Source organism: Stenotrophomonas sp. STEN035, from assembly GCF_056759935.1.
On the sequence record NZ_JBRRDY010000011.1, the window covers coordinates 1 to 20,771 of the forward strand.

Annotated in this window: 21 protein-coding genes and 3 tRNA genes; 11 read left to right on the top strand and 13 right to left on the bottom strand. The window is 64.0% G+C overall.

The window, feature by feature from the left end; all coding sequences use genetic code 11:
- Nucleotides 1-111 precede the first annotated feature (111 nt).
- A complete protein-coding gene (gene coq7, locus ACVOLL_RS07580; protein ID WP_481512343.1) occupies nt 112-756 on the bottom strand; it encodes a 2-polyprenyl-3-methyl-6-methoxy-1,4-benzoquinone monooxygenase in 645 nt (214 codons plus the stop codon).
- 206 nt (nt 757-962) lie between these two features.
- Between coq7 and rplM the strand changes: the two genes are divergently transcribed.
- Both rplM and rpsI read left to right on the top strand, forming a co-directional pair.
- The gene (rplM, locus tag ACVOLL_RS07585) at nt 963-1,391 is read left to right on the top strand and encodes a 50S ribosomal protein L13 (RefSeq protein ID WP_282273385.1); all 429 of its coding nucleotides are present in this window, start codon (nt 963-965) and stop codon (nt 1,389-1,391) included.
- 2 nt (nt 1,392-1,393) lie between these two features.
- The gene (rpsI, locus tag ACVOLL_RS07590; protein WP_057626426.1) at nt 1,394-1,786 is read left to right on the top strand and encodes a 30S ribosomal protein S9; all 393 of its coding nucleotides are present in this window, start codon (nt 1,394-1,396) and stop codon (nt 1,784-1,786) included.
- Between the two features lie 368 nt (nt 1,787-2,154).
- Here the strand turns inward: rpsI and ACVOLL_RS07595 are convergent.
- From ACVOLL_RS07595 to ACVOLL_RS07605, 3 genes are all read right to left on the bottom strand, one after another.
- Nucleotides 2,155-2,229, bottom strand: a tRNA-Gln gene (locus tag ACVOLL_RS07595).
- Between the two features lie 102 nt (nt 2,230-2,331).
- Nucleotides 2,332-2,406, bottom strand: a tRNA-Gln gene (locus ACVOLL_RS07600).
- A 26-nt stretch (nt 2,407-2,432) separates the two neighbouring features.
- A tRNA-Met gene (locus tag ACVOLL_RS07605) sits at nt 2,433-2,509 on the bottom strand.
- Nucleotides 2,510-2,627: 118 nt separating this feature from the next.
- Between ACVOLL_RS07605 and ACVOLL_RS07610 the strand changes: the two genes are divergently transcribed.
- The 3 genes from ACVOLL_RS07610 (at nt 2,628) to bfr (ending at nt 4,104) form a co-directional block, all read left to right on the top strand.
- On the top strand, nt 2,628-3,239 hold the full coding sequence (locus ACVOLL_RS07610; protein WP_481512344.1) for an RNA pyrophosphohydrolase: 612 nt from the start codon (nt 2,628-2,630) through the stop codon (nt 3,237-3,239).
- Nucleotides 3,240-3,319: 80 nt separating this feature from the next.
- Nucleotides 3,320-3,520, top strand: coding sequence for a (2Fe-2S)-binding protein (locus ACVOLL_RS07615; protein ID WP_296249808.1), 201 nt, complete (start codon nt 3,320-3,322; stop codon nt 3,518-3,520).
- A gap of 113 nt (nt 3,521-3,633) precedes the next feature.
- On the top strand, nt 3,634-4,104 hold the full coding sequence (bfr, locus tag ACVOLL_RS07620) for a bacterioferritin (protein WP_481510232.1): 471 nt from the start codon (nt 3,634-3,636) through the stop codon (nt 4,102-4,104).
- A gap of 16 nt (nt 4,105-4,120) precedes the next feature.
- On the opposite strand, the gene ACVOLL_RS07625 is transcribed toward bfr, so the two are convergent.
- The 3 genes from ACVOLL_RS07625 to ACVOLL_RS07635 are packed head-to-tail and all read right to left on the bottom strand — an operon-like array spanning nt 4,121 to nt 9,020.
- Nucleotides 4,121-6,544 carry an ATP-binding protein gene (locus ACVOLL_RS07625; RefSeq protein ID WP_481512345.1) on the bottom strand — a complete coding sequence of 808 codons (2,424 nt, stop codon included), beginning with the start codon at nt 6,542-6,544 and terminating at the stop codon, nt 4,121-4,123.
- Nucleotides 6,541-8,361: an EAL domain-containing protein gene (locus tag ACVOLL_RS07630; protein ID WP_481512346.1), complete on the bottom strand. Its 1,821-nt coding sequence runs from the start codon at nt 8,359-8,361 to the stop codon at nt 6,541-6,543. The genes ACVOLL_RS07625 and ACVOLL_RS07630 overlap by 4 nt, the downstream gene beginning before the upstream one ends.
- A 17-nt stretch (nt 8,362-8,378) precedes the next feature.
- The gene (locus tag ACVOLL_RS07635; protein ID WP_481512347.1) at nt 8,379-9,020 is read right to left on the bottom strand and encodes a DUF4126 domain-containing protein; all 642 of its coding nucleotides are present in this window, start codon (nt 9,018-9,020) and stop codon (nt 8,379-8,381) included.
- 168 nt (nt 9,021-9,188) lie between these two features.
- Here ACVOLL_RS07635 and ACVOLL_RS07640 point away from each other — a divergent pair, with 168 nt between their 5' ends.
- The 5 genes from ACVOLL_RS07640 to ampE all read left to right on the top strand — a co-directional run bounded on the left by ACVOLL_RS07640 (nt 9,189) and on the right by ampE (nt 12,709).
- A complete protein-coding gene (locus tag ACVOLL_RS07640; protein WP_481512348.1) occupies nt 9,189-9,929 on the top strand; it encodes a DUF6776 family protein in 741 nt (246 codons plus the stop codon).
- Between the two features lie 2 nt (nt 9,930-9,931).
- A complete protein-coding gene (locus tag ACVOLL_RS07645) occupies nt 9,932-10,366 on the top strand; it encodes a bactofilin family protein (RefSeq protein ID WP_481512349.1) in 435 nt (144 codons plus the stop codon).
- A 32-nt stretch (nt 10,367-10,398) separates the two neighbouring features.
- A complete protein-coding gene (gene erpA / locus ACVOLL_RS07650) occupies nt 10,399-10,785 on the top strand; it encodes an iron-sulfur cluster insertion protein ErpA (RefSeq protein WP_481510238.1) in 387 nt (128 codons plus the stop codon).
- Nucleotides 10,786-10,846: 61 nt separating this feature from the next.
- Nucleotides 10,847-11,758, top strand: a complete 912-nt coding sequence (gene nudC, locus ACVOLL_RS07655; protein WP_481512350.1) for an NAD(+) diphosphatase — start codon at nt 10,847-10,849, stop codon at nt 11,756-11,758.
- A 66-nt stretch (nt 11,759-11,824) separates the two neighbouring features.
- On the top strand, nt 11,825-12,709 hold the full coding sequence (ampE, locus tag ACVOLL_RS07660) for a regulatory signaling modulator protein AmpE (protein ID WP_481512351.1): 885 nt from the start codon (nt 11,825-11,827) through the stop codon (nt 12,707-12,709).
- Nucleotides 12,710-12,984: 275 nt separating this feature from the next.
- On the opposite strand, the gene ACVOLL_RS07665 is transcribed toward ampE, so the two are convergent.
- The 5 genes from ACVOLL_RS07665 to ACVOLL_RS07685 all read right to left on the bottom strand — a co-directional run bounded on the left by ACVOLL_RS07665 (nt 12,985) and on the right by ACVOLL_RS07685 (nt 17,016).
- Nucleotides 12,985-13,395 (bottom strand): DUF2752 domain-containing protein, encoded by a 411-nt coding sequence (locus tag ACVOLL_RS07665; protein WP_481512438.1) that lies wholly within the window; start codon nt 13,393-13,395, stop codon nt 12,985-12,987.
- 10 nt (nt 13,396-13,405) lie between these two features.
- Nucleotides 13,406-13,714 carry a CD225/dispanin family protein gene (locus tag ACVOLL_RS07670; RefSeq protein WP_481512352.1) on the bottom strand — a complete coding sequence of 103 codons (309 nt, stop codon included), beginning with the start codon at nt 13,712-13,714 and terminating at the stop codon, nt 13,406-13,408.
- A gap of 27 nt (nt 13,715-13,741) precedes the next feature.
- On the bottom strand, nt 13,742-14,074 hold the full coding sequence (locus ACVOLL_RS07675; RefSeq protein ID WP_481512353.1) for a hypothetical protein: 333 nt from the start codon (nt 14,072-14,074) through the stop codon (nt 13,742-13,744).
- 97 nt (nt 14,075-14,171) lie between these two features.
- Nucleotides 14,172-16,061, bottom strand: coding sequence for an MFS transporter (locus ACVOLL_RS07680; protein WP_481512354.1), 1,890 nt, complete (start codon nt 16,059-16,061; stop codon nt 14,172-14,174).
- A gap of 82 nt (nt 16,062-16,143) precedes the next feature.
- Nucleotides 16,144-17,016, bottom strand: a complete 873-nt coding sequence (locus ACVOLL_RS07685) for a LysR family transcriptional regulator (protein WP_481512355.1) — start codon at nt 17,014-17,016, stop codon at nt 16,144-16,146.
- A 97-nt stretch (nt 17,017-17,113) separates the two neighbouring features.
- On the opposite strand from ACVOLL_RS07685, the gene ACVOLL_RS07690 reads away from it, so the two are divergent.
- Nucleotides 17,114-18,316, top strand: a complete 1,203-nt coding sequence (locus ACVOLL_RS07690) for an MFS transporter (protein WP_481512356.1) — start codon at nt 17,114-17,116, stop codon at nt 18,314-18,316.
- 230 nt (nt 18,317-18,546) lie between these two features.
- On the opposite strand, the gene yccS is transcribed toward ACVOLL_RS07690, so the two are convergent.
- On the bottom strand, nt 18,547-20,715 hold the full coding sequence (gene yccS, locus ACVOLL_RS07695; RefSeq protein ID WP_481512357.1) for a YccS family putative transporter: 2,169 nt from the start codon (nt 20,713-20,715) through the stop codon (nt 18,547-18,549).
- Nucleotides 20,716-20,771: the final 56 nt, after the last annotated feature.

The following is a 20,771-nucleotide window of genomic DNA, read 5'->3' on the forward strand; positions in this document are numbered from 1 at the left end:
GCCGAGGGCCGATTATCCAAAGCCCCCCCCCTTGACCCCCCCCCCCAGGCGCGCCCGTGACTACCCCGCTCGGCCCCCCCGCGCGCTGGGGTGGGCTCTACAGGTGGAGCGTTATACCCGGTAAGCCACGGCCTTCATCGCCTTGGAGGCCAGTGCCATCACCGACGGGATCGGGAACGGCAGCTTGCGCGCGCCGGCATGTTCGGCGTGCTCGGCGTGGCGGGCTTCATCGAGCTTCATCACCTTGAGGATCTCGCGGCTGCGCTGGTCGGCCGGCGGCAGGGTCTGCAGGTGCTCGTCCAGATGTGCTTCCACCTGACGCTCGGTTTCCACCACGAAGCCCAGGTTCCAGCCGTCGCCGCGCAGGCCGGCCAGGGTGCCGATGGTGTAGCTGCCGGCGTACCAGAGCGGGTTGAACAGGCTGGGGCGGCTGTCCAGCTCGCGCAGGCGGTCGGCGCACCAGCTCAGGTGATCGGTCTCTTCCTGCGCGGCTTCCAGCAGATGTGCACGTGTGGCCGGGTCGCGGGCGACCGCTGCCTGGCCGAAATACAGCCCCTGCGCACAGACTTCGCCGACGTGGTTGATGCGCATCAGCCCGGCCGCGTGGCGGGCCTCGGTCGGTTCCAGTACCACCTCGGGGGTGTCGCCGGCCGGATTGGGGCGGGCGGCTGGCGGGTTGCCGAACACCGTGTCCAGGGCGCGCTGGGCTTCGGTCAGCAGGTGGTCCAATGGCGTATGTACGCGGGCGGTGATCATGGCGGGGCAGTGCAGTGGGGTATGCCCGATTCTCGCCGCTGGCCCGCGGCCTGCCAAGGCCGGGGCGAGGTGCCTGTTCAGGGGCTGAGTTGCGCTGGGGGCGTACGGCCAGTACAATCCCGCCTCTTCTGTTTCACCTTCACAACGCGTGGCAAAGTTCCGGTGGTTCATCTCGCCGTAACCAGCCCGACCTACCTGAGTTCTTTATGAGCACTTTCACTGCAAAGAACGAGACCGTCCAGCGCGACTGGTACCTCGTTGACGCCGCCGGCAAGACGCTGGGTCGTCTTTCCACCGAGCTGGCTCGCCGCCTGCGTGGCAAGCACAAGCCGGTCTACACCCCGCATGTTGACACCGGTGATTACCTGGTCGTCATCAATGCCGACAAGATTGCTGTAACCGGCAAGAAGCTGAAGGACAAGAAGTACCATCGCTTCACCGGCTACATCGGTAACCTGAAGACCGAAACCCTGGAGCAGGCGCTGGAGCGTCACCCGGAGCGCGTCATCGAGACCGCTGTGAAGGGCATGCTGCCGAAGGGCCCGCTGGGTCGTCAGATGTACCGCAAGCTCAAGGTCTATGCAGGCACTGAGCATCCGCACGCAGCACAGCAGCCGCAGGTTCTGGATATCTAATCATGGCTATCACTCAAAACTACGGCACTGGCCGCCGCAAGTCCTCCACCGCTCGCGTGTTCCTGCGCAAGGGCACTGGCAACATCACCGTCAATGGCCGTCCGCTGGACGAGTTCTTTGGCCGTGAGACTGCACGCATGATCGTGCGTCAGCCGCTGGAACTGACCCAGAACACCGAAAGCTTTGACATTCTTGTCACTGCTGCCGGCGGCGGCACCACCGGCCAGGCCGGTGCGATCCGTCTGGGCATCGCCCGTGCGCTGGTCGAATACGACGAAACCCTGAAGTCCGAGCTGCGCAAGGCTGGCTTCATGACCCGTGACGCCCGTGAAGTCGAGCGTAAGAAGGTCGGCCTGCACAAGGCACGTCGCGCCACCCAGTTCTCCAAGCGTTAATCGCTTCGGGGTGGGATTCTTCGGAATCCCACTGGGAAAGCAAAAGCCCGGCCTTGGCCGGGCTTTTGTCGTTTTGGGGTTTTGTTTCTGGTTTGGCTTTCGCTGTATGCCGTCATTCCCGCGCAGGCGAGAATCGCTCTTGGGTTGTGGGTCTTTTGTCGTTTGCTCTGGCCTTGGGTCTGCATGGCTGGTGACAAATGCAAGAGCCAGGGCCGGGGCTGGAGCCAGAGCGATTCCCGCCTGCGCGGGAATGACGGCATATGAGCAAAGGCTGGGGCAGGTGCTGAAGCCGAGGCATGAGGTCGTGCATGGCCCGGAACTTCAGGCACAAAAAAAGACCAGATCTTTCGATCTGGCCTTTTTATAAATGGCAGCCCCGGAAGGATTCGAACCTCCGAATGTCTGAGTCAGAGTCAGATGCCTTACCGCTTGGCGACGGGGCTATGGTGCGTGACGATTATCGCACACCCGGCCTGTTGGTTGGTCTGGGTGTGAAGGTCCTGAATAGAAAAAAGGCCTGATCTTTCGATCAGGCCTTTCATGTTTGGCAGCCCCGGAAGGATTCGAACCTCCGAATGTCTGAGTCAGAGTCAGATGCCTTACCGCTTGGCGACGGGGCTGTAGTGCAGGTTCAACCTGCGTCCCATGGTGGCTATAGGTGGACTCGAACCACCGACCCCAGCATTATGAGTGCTGTGCTCTAACCGGCTGAGCTACATAGCCTTGGGAGCCGGTAATTCTGGTGGTGTCGTGCCGTTTTGTCAACAGGTATTTCTGTGCTTGTGGCATGACAGCAGCCATGGCAGAGTCCTCGGCAGTAGAAATTTTAGGAGTCCGCATCGTGATCGATCCGGACGGCTATCGACCGAACGTCGGCATAGTGCTGATGCGGGAAGACGGGCAGGTGTTCTGGGCACGACGCGTGCGCCGGGATGGCTGGCAGTTCCCGCAAGGCGGTATGAATACCGATGAAACCCCGGTCGAGGCCATGTATCGCGAATTGCAGGAAGAAACCGGCCTGCTGCCTGAACACGTTGAAGTCCTGGGGGCGACTCCCGGTTGGCTTCGCTACCGGCTGCCTCCGCGGGCGATCCGTCACACCGAGAAGCAGGTCTGCATCGGTCAGAAGCAGGTCTGGTTCCTGCTGCGCCTGACCGGCGACGAAGCGCATGTGCGGTTGGATGAAACCGATACGCCGGAGTTCGACCACTGGCGTTGGGTCGACTTCTGGTATCCGGTCGAGCACGTGGTCATCTTCAAGCGTGGCGTTTACGCGCGTGCACTGCGCCATCTGGCGCCTTTGGCGCGCGGCATCGCAGGCCAGGGTGTGCAGGCGATGCCGGCGTCCGCACAGGAGGCGTGGATGCCGGGTAGCAGTGCTGGCCATGAGCGGCCGCGCAAGCGCCCGCGGCGTCCAGGGGTCTGGCGAGGGAAGAAGATTAATAATGATTAACGCCCGAAATTGACAACCATTCGCATTTGCGATTGAATACTGACACGGCCGATACGTGCCGGGTTCAGGGGCGTCAAGCCGTGTACGTTTGCATCTGCAATGGAGTTACCGATCACCAGATCCGTGAAGCCGCGCTTGCCGGCTGCGACACGGTGTCTGAGCTGACCATGCGTACCGGTTGCGGCTCCAACTGCGGTTCCTGCCTGGACATGGCGGCCGGTCTGCTGGAGCAGGCACGCGCTACCCGCGAGCTGCCCTTACCGCTGCTGCGGGCGGCCTGAACAGGCCTTGCCGCCACCGCCTACGGCGGTGGCTAATGATCACGATTCGCGTTCCTTCATTGTCTGCCGGCAACCGGTAAAGTGCGCTCGTTCCTCTAGTCGGAGTCAGCGCCATGAAAGGCGACGCCAAGGTCATCGAATTTCTCAACAAGGTCCTCTACAACGAGTTGACCGCCATCAACCAGTACTTCCTGCACGCCAAGATGCTGAAGAACTGGGGCTTGAACGAGCTGGCCGAACACGAATACAAAGAGTCGATCGACGAGATGAAGCACGCCGACGTGCTCTCCGATCGCATTCTGTTCCTCGAAGGTCTGCCCAATTTCCAGGCACTGGGCAAGCTGCGCATCGGCGAAAACCCCACCGAAATCCTCAAGTGCGATCTGGCGCTGGAGAATGAGGCGGCATTGGTGCTGCGCGATGCAGTCGCCTATGCCGAATCGATCAGTGATTACGTCAGCCGCGAACTGTTCGTGAAGATCCTCGATTCCGAGGAAGAGCACATCGATTGGCTGGAAACCCAGCTTGATCTGATCGAGCGTATCGGCGAGCCGAACTACCTGCTCACCAAGCTGGAAGACTGATCCCGCCGCAGCGGGATCATTCCTGCGCTTGCGCGCGCTGATCGGCCTGATAGCCGGCCAGCGCCATGCGCGCACGCGAAAACTCGGCAACGATCAGCGCCACCATCACGGTGGGCCGCTCCAGTGTGCCACTGCGCGCACCGTGCTCAAGCCGGCGCGCGGCTTCAGACAAGGCCAGTACGCCGACATTGGCGCTTGAAGATTTCAGGCTGTGCGCCAGTTCGCCCAGACGCTTCAGGTCGGGCATCACCGCTGCTTCCTGCAGATGCCGCACCAGTTGCGGGGTCTCGTCCAGGAACACGTCGATGATGGCGTTGATCTCGTCACCGGCAATCTCGAACAGTTCATCCAGCACGCTGCGCTCCAGTATCGAGGCGGTGATGCCATCGGTATGGGCGGTGGAGGCGGCGGCCAATGCATTGGCGGAGAGGTCGGGGCTGGGCATGCTGGTAACCGGATCGGCAGTTGCGATGGATGCTGGCTTGAAGGCCAGCAGGCAGTTCAGGAGTTGTGCGCGGGAGATGGGTTTGGAGAGGTATTCGTCCATGCCGCTGTCCAGGCAGCGCTGGCGGTCGCCAGCCATGGCGTTGGCGGTCATGGCGATGATCGGTAGTCGCTGGCTGGCGCCGCTGCTGGCTTCGTGCTCGCGCCAACGGCCGGTGGCGGCAAAGCCGTCCAGTACCGGCATCTGGCAGTCCATGAGCACCGCGTCGTAGCGTTTGGCGTGCATCTTGTCGAGGGCAATGGCGCCGTTCTCGGCGGCTTCGGTGCTGGCGCCGAGGACCTTCAGCAGTTTCTGCGCGACCATCAGGTTGACCGAGTTGTCCTCGACCAACAGCACCAACATGCCGGCCAGGTCAGCGCTCGTGTTTGCGTTGCTGGTGACTGCGGCTGGCGCTGTCACCGGCTTGCTTTGTGCGCTTGCGGGGAGGGCTGCAGGTGCAATTGTTGCCGCTGTCGAAGTGGACGTTGTTGCAACAGGCGCTATCGCAGCCGCAAAGGCGTTGCTCGGCAGGAACGCAGGCGCTGGGCTGGGTGCAAGCTGTAACGGTTCGGCCAGGGCATTGCGCAACTGCGTATCGGGTAGTTGGCGCGGCAGCAGGGTGGCGCCATCGCGCAGTGCGTCGGCGATCGGGGCGTCGCCATATAGCCATAGTAGCCGTGGCCGGCTCTGATCCATGCGTTCGACCGCGCGCTGCAGGGCCGGGGCGCTGTTACGCAGTGGCTCAAGGTCGCCGATCACGGCATGGAAAATACCTGACACGGTGGGCTTGCGCAGGCGTTCCAGCGCTTCCTGCAGGTTGTTGGCGACAACCGGCTGGTAGCCCCAGTTCGGCAGTATCAACTGCAGCCGCTGGCGCAGCCGCTGCTCGGGGGTGACCAGCAGAATCTGGCGCACTTTGCGCAGGTGGTCGGGCTGGTGCAGGTCGCCGATGACTTTCAACAGCGGGATTTCGAACCAGAACGTGGAGCCACGCAAGGGCTCGGAGTGCACGCCGATGCTGCCGTGCATCAGGTCGACGATGCGCTTGCAGATCGCCAGCCCCAACCCGGTGCCGCCGTACAGGCGGGTGGTGGACGCATCGGCCTGGGTAAAGGCGTTGAACAGCCGCTGTTGCTGGCTGGTATCCACGCCGATGCCGGTGTCGCGTACTTCAAAGCGCAGGCGATGCTGCGCAGCGGTTTCGCCCAGGCGCTTTACGTGGATGCTGATTTCGCCCAGTTCGGTGAACTTGATCGCATTGACCAGCAGGTTGCCCAGTATCTGCCGCAGCCGCACCGGGTCGCCACGCACCGACAGGCGCACCGCAGGGTCGATGTGCAGCGACAGGCGCAGGCCTTTGTGCTCGGCGGCACGCTGCATCAGCCGCAACATCCCGTCCAGGGTTTCGCGCAGGTTGAAGGTGGTGATTTCCAGCTCGAAGCGGTTCGCTTCCAGCTTGGAGTAATCGAGGATGTCGTCGACAATGCGGAACAGCTGCCGTGAACTGTCGGTGGCGGTATCGAGCATGTTGCGCTGGTCCAGGCTCAGCGGGCCTTGTGCCACCAGTTCCAGCATCGGCAGGATGCCGTTCAAGGGCGTGCGGATCTCATGGCTCATCGTGGCCAGGAATTCGCCCTTGGCCAGGGTGGCGGCTTCGGCGGCCTGTTTGGCTTGCAGCAATGCTTCCTGCAGTGTGCTGTGGTCCTGCGCGGCAGCACGTAGGCGGGTGTTTTCCAGTGCTCGTTCTTCGAGCTGCAGTTGCAGGGCATGCGCCTGCCGTAGTTGCCGGCTGGCGCCGATGGCTGCCAGCAGCGCTGCGACCGCTGCGACGCCAGCACTGGCAGTGGCGGCGATGGCAGGGACAGCGGGAATGAAGCTGATCACGCACGCGGCAGCGGCGCAGCCTGCTGCCAGCAGTGCCCAACCGCGCGCAGTGCCCGACGTGGCCGCGCTCACAGCACCGCGTTCTGGAAGTCGAAGTTGAGCTCGCTGCCAGCGCGTTGCACCACGTTGCCCTGGATGAAGTCGATACCGCCCATCCACATCGCAGCAGCAGCCTGCGGATCTTCGATCTGCTGGCCGATGATCTGCAGGTTGGCGCGGTGGGCAAGGTCGATGGTGCCGCGCAGTTCGTCACGCAGCTTCTGGTTGGTATGGCTTTCGGCGTAGCGAGCGGCCATGCGCACGAAGCTCAGCGGCAGCTGGCTCAGCAGGGCGTTGGCTTCGGCGCCGGGTTCGAACTGGCTCAGGCAGAACTGCACGCCGGCCGGCATCAGCTGCGCGCAGAACTGCTGCAGGCTTACCGCATGTACCAATGCGTCGGAAAGACGCACATCGATGACCAGCCCATTGCCGGCTACCTGTCGCTCCTGCAGCGCATTGAGCAGCCATTCGGCATAGGCGCTGCGCGACAGCGAGCGCAGCGACTGCGAGACGAACAAGCGCATCGGCGGCTGCGCGAACTGGTACAGGTGCAGCAGGCCCAGCGCGTGTTCGACGACCTGCTGGTCAAGGTCGGCGATGCGCCCGGCGGCTTCGGCCGCGGGAATCACCTGGCCGGCGGACAGCAAGGTGCCGTTGCTCTGGCGCAGGCGCAGCAGCAGCTGGTACTGCGCGGTGTCGCCGCCAGCGACGGCGACAATGGGTTGGTAGGCCAGTTCGATCTGGCCATCGAGCAAGGCCAGATGTTCGTTGTTGATGGCGACGTCGTTGCTTTCGTAGGCCGCAATGCCGGTGCTGCTCAGGCGCGCCTGCAGGGCGGTGCGCTCCACTGCTTCCAGCGCGGTGTCGGCATCGTTCAGGTCCTGCGACAGGTTGGCGTGGCCGACCACGCAGCGCAGGAAAACCGATTCGTCCTCGCGTGGTGCAAACGGCTGCGCGGACAGGCCATCACGGACCTGCTGCGCCAAGGCCGGCACTGCCGCTTCTTCGATGCCGCGGCTGAGCAGCAGGAAACTGTTGTCATTGAGCCGTGCCAACTGGTGCGGGCGCAGGTTTTCGGCCAGGCGTTGCCCCGCCTGCACCATCAAGCGCTCGTAGCTGGCATAGCCATAGCGCTCGCGCAGCCCCAGTGCGCTGGCGATCTCGATGAACATCAGCCCGGCCGGTTGCCGCTCGGCGATGGCAGTTTGCAGCTGCTGCATCACGTTGTGACGGGTGGGTAGGCCGGTCTCGGGGTTGTTCATCAATGGGCCGGCGTCGGCCTTGCCCAGCGACTGCATGCGGTTGCGACGGATGCGGTTGGCGACGGCGGCGACCAGGTGGCGCGGCCGGATCGGTTTGACCAGCACGTCGTCGGCGCCGCAGTCGAGTACTTCGAACTGGCGGTCCGGGTCGGCTTCGCCGGTCAGGAACACGATCGGCAGCAGTTGCTGGTGCGGCTGCTGGCGGATCATCGCGGTCAGGCGCATGCCGTCGAGCCCGGGCATGTGCAGATCCATCAGGATCAGGTCCGGGCGGTGTTCACTGATGGCCTGCTGCACACCTTCCACGTCCATCTGTACGAAGGCCTGCATGCCGGCGCCATGCAGCACGCTTTGTGCGAACAGTGCCTGCGAGCGGTTGTCCTCGACGATCAGCACGCGGTAGGGCGTGTCATCGCCGACATCGCTGGCCATGGCTGCCGCAGCTGCGTCGGCGTCTGGTTTGAGCTGCGCCTGTACGGCCTCGGTGGGTGGCGCATTGCGCACACTCCAACGCTGCCAGTAGTCGGCCGGTGGGGTTTCCGCGCGCAGCGGGCGGTTGGATGCGGTAAGGGTGTCGTTGCTGGCCATCGAGGGGAATTATGTGGTCACGGGGCAGGTGGCAGCGAGTGGTCACCTGGCTTGGACATTGCTGAAGCTGGCGTGTCGGTGCTGGCGAACATGCGCTTGAGCCCTCGCCATAGCATGCGCCACACCAGCCATACCGTCAGCGCGCCGATGATGCTGGCGCTGAGCACGAAGATCAGCGCCAGCCACGGGTGCGCCAATGCCAGGGCCAAGGTGCCGATCACCACGCTGTCCTCGGCAAACGAGGCCACCCAGTTGCTGGCCGGTTCCGGTGAAGTATTGAGCAGGGCACGGGTGCCGGCTTTCAGGCCATGGCTGGTCAGCGCGATGCCGGCGCCCGCGGCCAATACACCGGTACTCAGTTCGCCATTGGGCGACAGGGTGGCAGCAGCGAGGAAGGCGCCGGCCGGAACCCGCGCCAACGTCTGCAGCAGATCCCAGATCGAATCCACCCCGGGGATCTTGTCGGCAAAGAACTCGGCCACGGCCAGGGCGCCGGAGGTGCCCAACACCCACCAGGATTCGGTGGCCTGCAATGCCGGTGGCAGGTCTACCCAGCCCATCAGCCCGGCCATGCCAACGCCGAACACGGTCAGGTAGACGCGGATGCCGGCCAGCCAGGCCAGCAAGATGCCGATGACGAACACGTGGGCTTCGGTCATGGGGAGAGTCCGGCCGGGGTACGGTGAGCAGGGCCACAACTATCGAGCATGCCTGCGGTGAATGCCAGCCGCCACAGCGCAAGCGCGTGTGCATTGCTGTCGTTTACACTGGCCCGTCGTTCCAGATCGAGCACGGGTGTCGCCCTTCCGGGAGCACTGGAGCCTGCCATGACCAACCGACCGTCTTCACGTTTCAAGATCACCCCGCGTGGTGGTGCGACCCCGCGCCCAGGCTGGGTGCCTATCGCTGTTCTGGCGGCAGTATGGTTGCTGTCGCTGCTGCTGGTCGGCTGGCTGGCGGCGCGCTACGCCTCTCCCGACGCCGGTGGCATGCGCGAGAAGCTGCGCCAGAGCGAAGCCTTGGTAGGCCAGCAGCGCAGCCAGTTGGAGGAGCTGCGCCAGCGCCAGGCCACACTGGAGGCATCGGACAAAATCAGTCGCGCCGCCAACAGCGAAGTGCAGGCCTCGCTGGCCGAGCGCGACGAAGAGATTGCCGGCCTGCGCGCCGACGTTGCCTTCTATGAACGCCTGGTCGGTTCCACCAGCCAGCGCAAGGGGCTGAATACCCATTCGGTGGAGTTCACCCCGGAAGCGGCCGGCACCTGGCATTACAGCGTGGTGCTGACCCAGAACCTGAATCGCGGTGCCATCAGCCAGGGCCAGATGCGGTTCTCGGTTGAGGGCGTGAAGGACGGAAAGCTGACAACCGTCAGCTGGGATGACCTACATCAGCGCAAAGGCGTGCCCGGGCAGGATTATTCCTTCCGTTATTTTCAACAACTGGACGGTAGCGTGATGCTGCCCCGGGATTTCACACCGCAACGTGTGCGAGTCTCCCTGTCCGGATCCGGGGGGGGCTCCAACCAGACATTCGATTGGAAACTCGCTGGCAACGGCAGAGGGGAATAAACATGTTCAAAAGCAAATCCAAGCACGATACCGACCTGTCCGTAGATGCGCTGATCGGCTCCCAGGTGGAAATCCGCGGCGACGTGGTATTCAGCGGCAGCCTGTATGTGGAAGGCCGCATCATCGGCAAGGTGATTGCCGAGGAAGGCGCCAAGGCCATGCTGACCCTGGCGGAACACGGCCGCATTGAAGGCGAGGTACGGGCCGCCGTGGTGGTGCTCAGTGGCAGCATGGAGGGCGACGTTCATGCCAGCGAACGCATCGAGCTGACCCCCAGCGCCCGTGTCACCGGCAACGTGCATTACACCGTGGTGGAAATGAGCGCCGGTGCACAGCTCAACGGCCGCCTGCTGCATACCGCGGCGATGGCCGCGCTGCCGGCACCGGACGCCAAAGCCGTTGAGAAGTCCAAGAAAGCTGAAGCCACTGCGGCTTGAAACAGGGGCTTGCCGCCCCCATCCTGAGCGACATGAGCACCTTAGTTTCCCTGCCCGGCGCGCAGCCGGCGCCTGATTACCAGTCCCTGGACCGTCCGCTGAACTTCACTCCGGCGGCTGCCTCCAAGGTGCGTGAGCTGATCCAGGACGAGGGCAACGCTGCGCTCGCCCTGCGCGTCTACATCCAGGGCGGCGGCTGCTCCGGCTTCCAGTACGGCTTCGAGTTCGATGAAAACCGTGCCGAGGACGATCTGGCCGTGGTCACCGAAGGTGTGACCCTGCTGGTCGATCCGCTGAGCCTGCAGTACCTGATGGGTGCCGAGGTGGATTACAGCGAAAGCCTGACCGGTGCCCAGTTCGTGATCCGCAACCCCAACGCCCGCACCACCTGCGGCTGCGGTAGCAGCTTCTCGGTCTAAGCCGTTCCGGCCGTACTGCGGCTGGTTGCGCTTGTGCGGCTTTGTCGTCAGGCTCTGGCGGATGCTGAATTCTGAATCCCGCTTTGCCGGGCACGCCTTTGTCGGTGCGCCCCTGGACCGTGCCGATACCCTGCGTGGCGACGCCGATGCATTGGCCGCGTTGTGGCCAACGGCCCGGATCCTGGTGTTGGACACCGATGGCACCGCGTTTGCCGATGATGATCGGCAACCGGCGCTGTTCAGTGGCAACGATCTGGGCGGCGGCCCGGGTACGGCGATCTTCCTTGGCCTGCGCGAAGGCCGTGCCTGGTTTGTTGCCGAGGCGGCGACGCTGAGCGTGCGTGCACCGCAGCGCATGGACCTGCGCCAGGCCGCGGTGACCTGGCCGGCCGAGGTGGCCGACGTGTTCTGCTATGCGCGCGGGATGTCGTACTGGCATTCGCGCAATCGATTCTGTGGCGTCTGTGGCTCGCCGGTGCGGTTTGGTCGCTTCGGTTTCATTGGTCATTGCGACCAATGCCGCACCGAGCACTATCCACGTGTGGACCCGGCGGTGATCGTCGCGGTCGAAAACAATGGCCGCCTGTTGCTGGGCCGGCAAAGCAGCTGGGTCGCGCGCCGCTATTCGGTGCTGGCCGGTTTTGTCGAGCCTGGCGAAACCTTCGAGCAGACCGTGGCCCGTGAAGTATTTGAAGAGGCGCGTGTGCGGGTGATCCAGGCGCAGTACCAGGGCACCCAGCCGTGGCCGTTCCCGGGCGCCTTGATGGTGGGCTTCCGCGCCAGCGCGCACGATGACGTGCCGACGGTGGATGGTGAGCTGGAAGACGCGCGCTGGTTCAGTGTCGAGGAGGTTGGCGCGGCGCTGCAGCGCGAGAGCAACGACGATGGGCAGGGGATCCTGCTGCCGCCGCAGCTGTCGATAGCGCGCACCCTGATCGAGCAGTGGTACCAGAGTCAGCGCCGTGAGGATTGATCGCCGCACGGGTTGCCAGCCGTTGCAACGTTGGCAGGGCCTACAATCACAGGCCGGAGGGATCGCATGTTCACAACCTTGGTAGCGGTAATCGCAGCACTGGTGCTCGGCCACCTGGCCCCCACGCTGCTGGCGACGTTGCGGGATTGGCGCTGGTTCGGGCGTTGCCTGGGCTGGCTGCGTGCACAGCTGGGCGAATCGGCCGCAGGCTACAGCGTGTTGCTGCTGATTGCGCCCTGCGTACTGTTGATCGGCTTGCTGCAATGGGCCTTGGCCGAGCGTCTGTTCGGTCTGCCCGCCTTGCTGTTCGGCATTGCGGTACTGGCGCTGTGCTGGGGGCCACGCGATCTTGATCGTGATGTCGAAGCAGTAATCGATGCCGAAGACGAGGCTGCTGCTGCGTTGGCGGTATCCAGGCTGCAGGCCGCTGGCGGCAGCATGCGCGAGGACGCCGCGGGTCTGGTTGAGGCGACCTCAGTCAATGCACTGCGGCGCTGGTTCGCACCGCTGTTCTGGTTCCTGTTGCTGGGGCCGTTGGGCGCAGTGTTGTACCGGCTGCTGGCGCAGTCTTCGCAAGGTCTGCAATCACAACTGCTGTCCACTGAAGAGCGACGTGCCGGTGATTTGCTGCTTGCCTTGCTGGAGTGGCCGGTGGCGCAGCTGATGACGTTGTCGATGGCTTTGGTGGGTAATTTCGACACGGTGTTTTCGGCCTGGCGTCGCGCTGCTGGCAATCGCTGGACGCTGCAGCTTGGTTTTCTGGCCGAGGCCGCACGCGCCAGCGTTGGCGCCGAGCTGGTCGAGGAGGCCGAAGAAGTGCGGTTGGCAGGGCAGGTGCCGGCAGACGAACGCTACCCGGAACTGCGCGATGCGATGAGCCTGGTCTGGCGCATGTTGCTGCTGTGGATGACCTTGCTGGCGCTGCTGGTCATTGCCGGCTGGGTGGGGTGAGCCAGTAGACTGCCCGCTTGGGCGAGCAGGGTTGCGGCCAACAGCCGGGTTTCTTGTTTGCACGTAGTGCCGAGCCATGCTCGGCAGAGGCCTTACCGGCACACCCCCGTCGCTCGCAGCTAAACCAACCGCTTGAAAGGGCTTTCAGGTTGGTGCGAGCAGGTTGAAAGGAAACCACGGCAGGTTGCGTGCAATCCGCGCCACGCAGGCCGTTGGGCGTGCAGGCGCTGCGGCGCGCCGCAGCGCGCAGCTGAACCAACCGCCTGAAAGGGCTTTCAGGTTGGCGCGAGCAGGGTGAAAGGAAACCACGGCAGGTTGCGTGCAATCCAATACGAAGGTAACAAAATCAACCAGAGCTTTGGCTCCATCACCACACGCATCAGTGGATTCAACCAGCGCGGCTGCCAGCCCGCCGACCACAGGGTCATCAGCGGAATCAACGCCAGCGTGATGAGGCCGAGGGGGTTCATCGAGAACGCCCGGACTACATCGCCGTGGGCCAATGCATGCAGTGCACGGGTCAAGCCGCAGCCAATGCAGTAGTGCCCAGTGAAGGCGTAGAACATGCAGGGCGGAAACGGATTGCCCGCAGCATTTGGATCGAATTTCCATAACAACCATGCACCCGCCGGGACGGCGACAGCCATCCCGGCCAGTGCAAGCTTGTGGCCGGTTTTAAGCGTCAGCGCCAAGGTATTACTGGTACTGCTGCAGCATTTCCATGTAACCGGCACTGCCGACCATGGCGAAGTAGCCGATGTTGATCAGCAGGCCGAGGATGGCCATGCCGGTAGCAACCCAGCACCAGGTCTTGGCGTTGTTGGAAGCGCGACGGGCGCCTTCCAGGTCACCCTGGTTCAGCAGCGTGTTGACCTTGCTGGAGAACACGATCGCAACGATGCCTACCAGGCCCAGTGGGCAGCACAGGCAGGTAGCCAGAACAGTGGCGATGATCGACCACGCGAGGTGATTGGGAATGCTGGTGTTGGTGTTGACGGCGTTCATCCATTTCTCCGATAGGACAACAGGGGGTTACTTGGACTTGCAGGCATTCGCCGCAGTCAGCGACGAGATGATCATTGTGGCGATCCAGCACAGAGGCCAGGTGATGACGCCGATGAAGACAAAGCACAGCAGGAAGTTGACGAAGGCAATTGCCCAGTAGCCGAACATGATGATCAGCCCGGTAGCGACGTTGCCCGCGTACAGGTGGCCAATGCCGAAAACCTGGAAAAACCCCGGCAGCACTTCCAGCAACGCTGCTATCCCGCCGGATTTCTGCGGGTGATAGTAGTGGTGCACCTGCTGCGGCGCGGTTGGCGGCGCAGGCGGTACAGCTGGCAATGATGGCGTGGCGTTGTCCATATATCCCCTTGCTCCTGAACTGTGCTGCGGTCCCCGGCAGGCACATACGGGGCTAGCCTAGCCACTTGTCCCATTTCTGGAAAGTGGTTTCACCTACTCAGGCTTCATCACCGCGCAACTTGCGGACCAGCATTTCCAGCTGTGGGGCATCGGTATGGGCGCCATCCACTGGCGGTCCGGCGACAACCTCGATATGCGCGCGGAAGCGCCGCGGCACCCGCATCTGCCCCAGCCGGGAATCGCGGCGGCTCCACATGCTGGACCACATGCCCTTCAGCGCCATCGGCACCACTGGAACTGGGCGCCGGGCCAGGATCTTCTCCACCCCGGACTTGAAGGCGGCAATCTCGCCGTCCTTGGTCAAGGCACCCTCGGGGAAGATGCAGACCAGCTCGCCTTCGGCCAGCGCCGCATCCACCTCGTCGAAGGCACGCTGCATCAGCGCGGCATCTTCCTTGGGGCTGGCGATCGGGATGGCCTTGGCGGTCTTGAAGATCCAGCGCATCACCGGCACGTTGAAGATCCGGTAGTACATGACGAAGCGCGCCGGGCGCGGGATCACCGCTGACAGGATCAGCGCATCCATGTAGCTGACGTGGTTGCAGACGATCAGCGCGGCACCTTCGTCCGGCACATTGTCCTCAACGCCCTTGACCCGCAGCCGGTACAAGGTGCGCACCATCACCCAGCTGAGGAAGCGCATCAGGAACTCGGGCACGATGCTGAAGATGTAGGCCGCGACCACGATATTTGCGATGGCCAGCGCCAGGAACAGCTGCGGGATGCTCCACTTGAGCACGCTCTGGGTGAACAGGCCCAGCACCGCTGCCAGCACGATGAAGCCGGAATTCTGGATGTTGAGCGCAGCGAACACGCGTGACATTTCCGACTTCGGCGTGCGGCTCTGGATCAGCGCGAACAAGGGCACCACGAAGAAGCCGGTGAACAGGCCGATGCCGAGCAGGTCGATGATGATGCGCCAGCTGCCGGGCTGCTGGATGAAGCCGGCAACATCCAGTCCGGCTGCGGTCACCGCGCCGGTACGGGCGAAGTACAGATCCAGCAGGAAGGCACTCATGCCGAACGCGCCCAGCGGCACCAGGCCGATTTCGACGATGCGCCCGGATAGCTTCTCGCACAGCAGCGAGCCGACGCCGGTGCCCAGCGAGAACAGCGCCAGCGCGAAGATGTACAGGACTTCGTCGCCGCCCAGATTCACCACCGCATAGGTTGGTAGCTGCGAGGTCAGGACGGTGCCGAAGAACCAGAACCAGGACACGCCAAGGATGGCGTTGCGTACCGCCTTCTGCTTCTTGGCCAGGCGCAGTACCACCAGCGATTCGCTGATCGGGTTCCAGTTGATCTTCAGTTCCGGTGCGCCGGCATCCACGCGCGGAATCATGCGTGCGGTGACGTTGCCGATCAGCGCCAGCGCGATGATGGCAACGGCGGCAACGATCGGGCCATAGGCGCCGGCCAACGCGAAGATCATGCCGCCGGCGATCATGCCGGTGAGGATGGAAATGGAGGTGCCCATTTCCACCAGACCGTTGCCGCCGGTCAGCTCCTCGGGCTTGAGGATGGATGGCAGTACCGAATATTTGACCGGGCCGAACAAGGTGGATTGCAGGCCGGTGCAGAACAGTGCGACCAGCAGCACCGGCATGTTCTGGGTAAGGAAGCCGACTGCCGCCAGCGACATCACCACGATTTCCATGGTGGTGGTGATGACGATGAGCTTCTGCTTTTCCAGCTTCTCGGCGATCTGCCCGGCAAGTGCCGAGAACAGGAAGTAGGGCAGGATGAACAATGCCGGCGCCAGATTGGTGTAGAGCGTGCGTTCTTCGCTGCTGACGCCCAAGTAGAACAGCAGGCCGATGATCGCCTGGCGATAGATATTGTCGTTGAACGCACCCAGCGCCTGGACGATGAAGAACGGGAGGAAGCGGCGCTGCTTGAGCAGGGCGAACTGGTTGTGGCCGGACATCGTGACTCCTCGGTGCTGCGCGGCACATTAGCAGAACCGCGTGGCGCTATTGGTCAAGCCGAGCTTGCATTGCAGATCTCTCTCAACTGGCGCTTGCGGGTAGCAGTCCCAGCAGTGCACGCGCAGCCGGGGTCGGGTCGGCCCGCCACACCGCGCAGGTGCGGAAACGGAACTGCTCTGCCAGCGGCCGCACAAGTGTGCGCTGCATGCGCGCGGCCATGCTGTCCGGCACCACCGCCACCGCCAGGCCGGCGGCAACCAGTTGCTGCTGCAGTTCGCTATGGGTGACCTCGTATTGCAGCTGGGCCTGGATGCCACGTTCGCGCAGGGCGTCATCCAGCATGCGCCGCACCCCGGCACCGGGCACCAGGGCAGCCAAGGGCAGGCCTTGCAGTGCTTGCAGCGGGATTGCCGCGAGACTGGCCAGCGGATGATCGATGGGCATCACCAGCGACAGGCCTTCCTCATGCAACAGACGGTGCTGCGGCGGCAGGGTGATCTGCGGGCCAACGCCGACCAGCGCCACGTCCAGGCTGCCTTGTTCCAGTTCGGCCAGCAGCACATCGCTCATGCCGGCTTTCAGGTGTACCTCGACGGCAGGGTGCGCGGCCCGGAATGCAGCCAGCAGTGCCGGCACATCGACCACATTGAGCGAAGTGATCTGGCCGATGTTGATGCGGCCGCGCACCGTGCCCAGGGTCAGCGCCATCTCCTCCTGCAGGCGTGCTGCCGCCTGCAGGGTCAGCCGGGCGTTGTGCAGGAACACCTCGCCGGCGGCGGTGGGCCGTACCTGGCGATGGCTACGCTCGAACAGGCGGGTGCCGAAGGCATCTTCCAGCCGCGCGATCTGATGGCTCAGCGCCGATTGCACGGTGTGGCAGCGGGCCGCCGCAGCGGTAAAACCGCCTTCCTCGGCCACGGCGACGGCGAACTCGAGCTGGCGCAGGGTAAACATGCCATCACTGAAACAGATGGATGGGATGAAAACAATACATTGGCGTCATTGATGGCAGCGGCCCAGACTTGCCCCTGTTCCCGCCGTGGTCTCCCCCATGAATACCCCCGCATCCCCATCCCACAACCGCCCCTTGAGCCAGGCCCAGGTGCTGCTGCTGGCCGCAGCCACCGGCCTGATCGTGGCCGGCAACTATTACGCGCAGCCCTTGCTGCAGATCCTTGCGCAGGAGTTCCAGATCAGTGCCGAGGAGGCCGGCTGGGCGGTGACGGTGGCGCAGTTGGCCTATGCCGTTGGGCTGATGCTGATCGTGCCGCTGGGCGACAGGCTGGAGCGGCGTCGGCTGATCGTGGTGCTGTTCGTGCTGGCCGCGGTGGGTTTGGCGATCAGCGCGACCGCGACGCACTTCATGCAGTTGCTGGTGGGTACGGCGCTGTCCGGGCTCAGCGCGGTGGCGGCACAGATCATCGTGGCGCACGCGGCGGGTCTTGCCGAACCGGAGCAACGTGGCCGGGTTGTCGGCACCATCATGGCCGGCTTGCTGCTGGGCATTCTTCTTGCGCGTACCGCCTCCGGTGTACTGACCGGTCTGGGCTCCTGGCACAGCATTTACTGGGTGGCCTGCGTGTCGCTGCTGGTGTTGGCGGTAGTGCTGGCGCGGCTGCTGCCCGCCCATCAGCCCAGCGCCACGCTGTCTTACCCGCGTCTGATCGGTTCGGTGCTGGTGCTGCTGCGTGACGAGCCGCTGCTGCGTCAGCGCTCGCTGTTGGGAGCGTTGTCGTTCGCGGCCTTCAGCATATTCTGGACGCCGCTGGCATTCCTGCTGTCCGGCCCCGCCTATGGTTATTCGATCGCCACGATCGGCTTGTTTGGTCTGATCGGCGCCGCCGGTGCGCTGGCTGCCAGCAGCGGCGGAAAGCTGAGCGATCGTGGTCATGGCCGCGCGGTGGCGGTTGGCGGATTGTTGATGATGCTGCTGTCGTGGGTGGTGCTGGCATTTGCGCCGGTGTCGCTGGCGGCCCTGGTGGTGGGCGTGCTGTTGCTGGATATCGCCGTGCAGGCGGTGCACATCAACAACCAGAGCGTGATCTACCAGTTGGATGAAAGCGCCCGCAGCCGCATCACCTCGGCCTATATGACCTGCTATTTCATTGGCGGTGCCAGTGGCTCGGTGCTGAGTACGGTGGCCTGGGCGCGCTATGGCTGGACGGGCGTCTGCGTACTGGGTGGTGCGGTCTCAGCGATCGGCCTGCTGGTGTATTTCATGCCAGTGCGCCGTGCTGTTGTGGGAGCGGCGTAAGCCGCGAAGCAAATTGCGGCACCTTCGCCGAAGGGCGTGCATGCCAGGCTTTTGTAGGAGCGGCGTAAGCCGCGAAGCTGGCAATCTCTCCGTTGACGGATCGTCAGCGCACGGGGCTGTAAATCGGTGGTTGAGGCCTGACGCCAAAGCCAAAGCCAAAGCCAAAGCGTCCCCCCATCCGCCCTCCGGGCACCTTCCCCCGCTTGCGGGGGAAGGGACAGCCACAGCCGCTACGCTGGCAGCATCGCTTCTTCCGCCGCTGCCCTCAGCTTCGGTAACAGCCTCAGCATCAAGGCCAGCTGGGTGCGCACCAGCCGCGACTTCTCATCGATTTCGTCAGGCATCTGCTCCAGCACATCGGCCAGTGCGACTTCGTCTTCCTGCGGTTCCGCCGGCTGGCGCCTGCCCAAGGCTGCAGCCAATGCAGCCAGCGACTGCTGCAGTTGGCGGTGTCCACCCGTAACCAACTCATCTTCATTGACCGCATCAGCCTGCGCGCGATGCGCACCCAAGGCCGACAGATAGCCCAGCAAGGTGTTGGACAGGGCAAGAAAACGAAAGCCCGCATCCAGATTGCCGCGTGCGTAACCTGGCTCACGCAGCATGTTCGCCAAGGCCACCGACAGCGCGACGTCGGCGTTGTGCATGTCGCGGCGGGCGATGCGATAGGGCAGGTCGTCGCGCATGCCGCTGCGGTACTGGCCCAGCACCTCGTCCAGATAGGCGGTGCTGGTCGCAATCACCTGTGCCATCACCTTGTGCAGGCGCCGGCCTTCCCAGTCGGGCAGGATCAGCAGCGAGGCGATGGCGGCGATGACGCAGCCGATCAAGGTGTCCAGGAAGCGCGGCCAGATCAGCACGAAGCCGTTGCCGATCAGGTTGAAGCACAGCAGTGCCATCACCGTAATTGCCGCCGTGGCCAGCAGGTAGCGGTCGGTGCGGGTGATGAAGAACAGCAGTGCCGCTGCCAGCGCCAGCAGCAGTTGCAGGCCGGTGCCGGGGAACAGCTGCATCAGCGCCCAGGTCACGCCCAGGCCGAGCAGGGTGCCGGCGATGCGCTGTACCAGCCGCAGGCGGGTGGCGCCGAAGTTCGGCCGGCAGACGAAGACAATGGTCAGCAGGATCCAGTAGCCGTTCTCCGGGTGCACCACCTTCAGCAGCGCGTAACCGGCGATCAGCGCCAACGCGATGCGCACGCCATGGCGGAACAGCAGCGAACCCGGCGTCAGTGCCTGGCGCAGGCGCGTGCCCATCTCACGCAAGGTGTGCGGCGAGGAATCGCGCAGGCGGGTATCGATGCCTTCCAGTGGTGTATCCGCCAATGCAGCCTCGGACAGCTGCCGCTCGATGCTGGTCAGGTTGGCGGCAAGCAGTTGTAGCGAGCCAAGCAGACGCGTCCATTGCGGATTGCGCTGCTCGCGCAGGTACTGCAATGACGATTGCAGGTCCTGGCCGGCAACGCGGGTGCGTTCCCCGTAGTCGAACGGCTGGCGCAGGCGGATGGCCTCACCCAGCGTCTGGCAGGCCTTGCCCTGCAGCGATAGCAAGCGTCGGCAGCGGAACAGCACGTCGCTGTGGAAGAAGGCGTCGGCCAAGGCTTCATATGGGTAGTGCGAGGAGCTGGCGCGTTCGTGGAAGTCCTGCGCCATGTAGTACAGGCGGAAGTACAGGCCTGACTGCACGCCGGGCCGGCCGGAGCGGCCGAAGCGGCTAAGGATGGCGGTCTTGGCGATGTTCAGTGCCTGCACCACGCGCACGTTCTGCTCGGCCAGAGCCAACCGCCGTGTTTCCAGATTGCCTTGCCGCACCGGCTCGAACAGGTCGGCCTTGAGCTGCAGGTAATGGCCGAGTTCGAAGAACAAGCGCGCCAACCGTTCGCGCACCGGGCGGTTGGCGAACATCGCCGTCCACAGGATCGACAGCAGGCCGTACCAGGCGGCGCCAACCAGCAGCGGGATCACCTCGCGCAGCGCCTGCTGCTGGCTGACGTTGTGGTGCTGGTCCATCGCGATCATCGCGTAGATGGCCAGTGTCACCGTGGCTTGGCCGATGGAGGCATAGCGCTCGCCCAGTGCACCGAGCAGAGTCAGGCCGAAGGCGGTCAACGCCAACGCGCTGATGAAGGGGACGGGGTAGGGGAACAGCGCGATGACCGCCGCCGCGGCAGCGACGAAACACAGCAGCGACAACAGCACGGATTTTGTGCGGCCCCACCAGTTGTCGTCGGTCTCGGCGATGGCGCTGGCGATGATGCCCAGGAACAGGCCGGGGATGGCTTCAAGGTGGCCGTCGTACCAGCCATAGGCGATGGCGGCAGTGAGCGCGATGAACACGCGCAGCCCGTAGCTGGCTTTTTCGTGGGCCCAGAGTTGGCCGAGGTGACGGTCGAGGCGGCGCATGCCGGAAGCGTGGACTCGCGGGGATCAGGCTGTCAGCTTGCGTTGCCGTGGCGATG

Excerpts from the sequence above, each read along its gene's own strand:
- yccS (WP_481512357.1), bottom strand. The coding sequence starts at position 20,715 with ATGCGCCGCCTCGACCGTCACCTCGGCCAACTCTGGGCCCACGAAAAA.
- ACVOLL_RS07635 (WP_481512347.1), bottom strand. The coding sequence starts at position 9,020 with ATGACCGAAGCCCACGTGTTCGTCATCGGCATCTTGCTGGCCTGGCTG.
- ACVOLL_RS07645 (WP_481512349.1), top strand. The coding sequence starts at position 9,932 with ATGTTCAAAAGCAAATCCAAGCACGATACCGACCTGTCCGTAGATGCG.
- ACVOLL_RS07630 (WP_481512346.1), bottom strand. The coding sequence starts at position 8,361 with ATGGCCAGCAACGACACCCTTACCGCATCCAACCGCCCGCTGCGCGCG.
- rpsI (WP_057626426.1), top strand. The coding sequence starts at position 1,394 with ATGGCTATCACTCAAAACTACGGCACTGGCCGCCGCAAGTCCTCCACC.
- bfr (WP_481510232.1), top strand. The coding sequence starts at position 3,634 with ATGAAAGGCGACGCCAAGGTCATCGAATTTCTCAACAAGGTCCTCTAC.
- ACVOLL_RS07685 (WP_481512355.1), bottom strand. The coding sequence starts at position 17,016 with ATGTTTACCCTGCGCCAGCTCGAGTTCGCCGTCGCCGTGGCCGAGGAA.
- rplM (WP_282273385.1), top strand. The coding sequence starts at position 963 with ATGAGCACTTTCACTGCAAAGAACGAGACCGTCCAGCGCGACTGGTAC.
- erpA (WP_481510238.1), top strand. The coding sequence starts at position 10,399 with ATGAGCACCTTAGTTTCCCTGCCCGGCGCGCAGCCGGCGCCTGATTAC.
- ACVOLL_RS07640 (WP_481512348.1), top strand. The coding sequence starts at position 9,189 with ATGACCAACCGACCGTCTTCACGTTTCAAGATCACCCCGCGTGGTGGT.
- ACVOLL_RS07675 (WP_481512353.1), bottom strand. The coding sequence starts at position 14,074 with ATGGACAACGCCACGCCATCATTGCCAGCTGTACCGCCTGCGCCGCCA.
- ACVOLL_RS07680 (WP_481512354.1), bottom strand. The coding sequence starts at position 16,061 with ATGTCCGGCCACAACCAGTTCGCCCTGCTCAAGCAGCGCCGCTTCCTC.
- ACVOLL_RS07670 (WP_481512352.1), bottom strand. The coding sequence starts at position 13,714 with ATGAACGCCGTCAACACCAACACCAGCATTCCCAATCACCTCGCGTGG.
- ACVOLL_RS07690 (WP_481512356.1), top strand. The coding sequence starts at position 17,114 with ATGAATACCCCCGCATCCCCATCCCACAACCGCCCCTTGAGCCAGGCC.
- nudC (WP_481512350.1), top strand. The coding sequence starts at position 10,847 with ATGCTGAATTCTGAATCCCGCTTTGCCGGGCACGCCTTTGTCGGTGCG.
- ampE (WP_481512351.1), top strand. The coding sequence starts at position 11,825 with ATGTTCACAACCTTGGTAGCGGTAATCGCAGCACTGGTGCTCGGCCAC.
- coq7 (WP_481512343.1), bottom strand. The coding sequence starts at position 756 with ATGATCACCGCCCGCGTACATACGCCATTGGACCACCTGCTGACCGAA.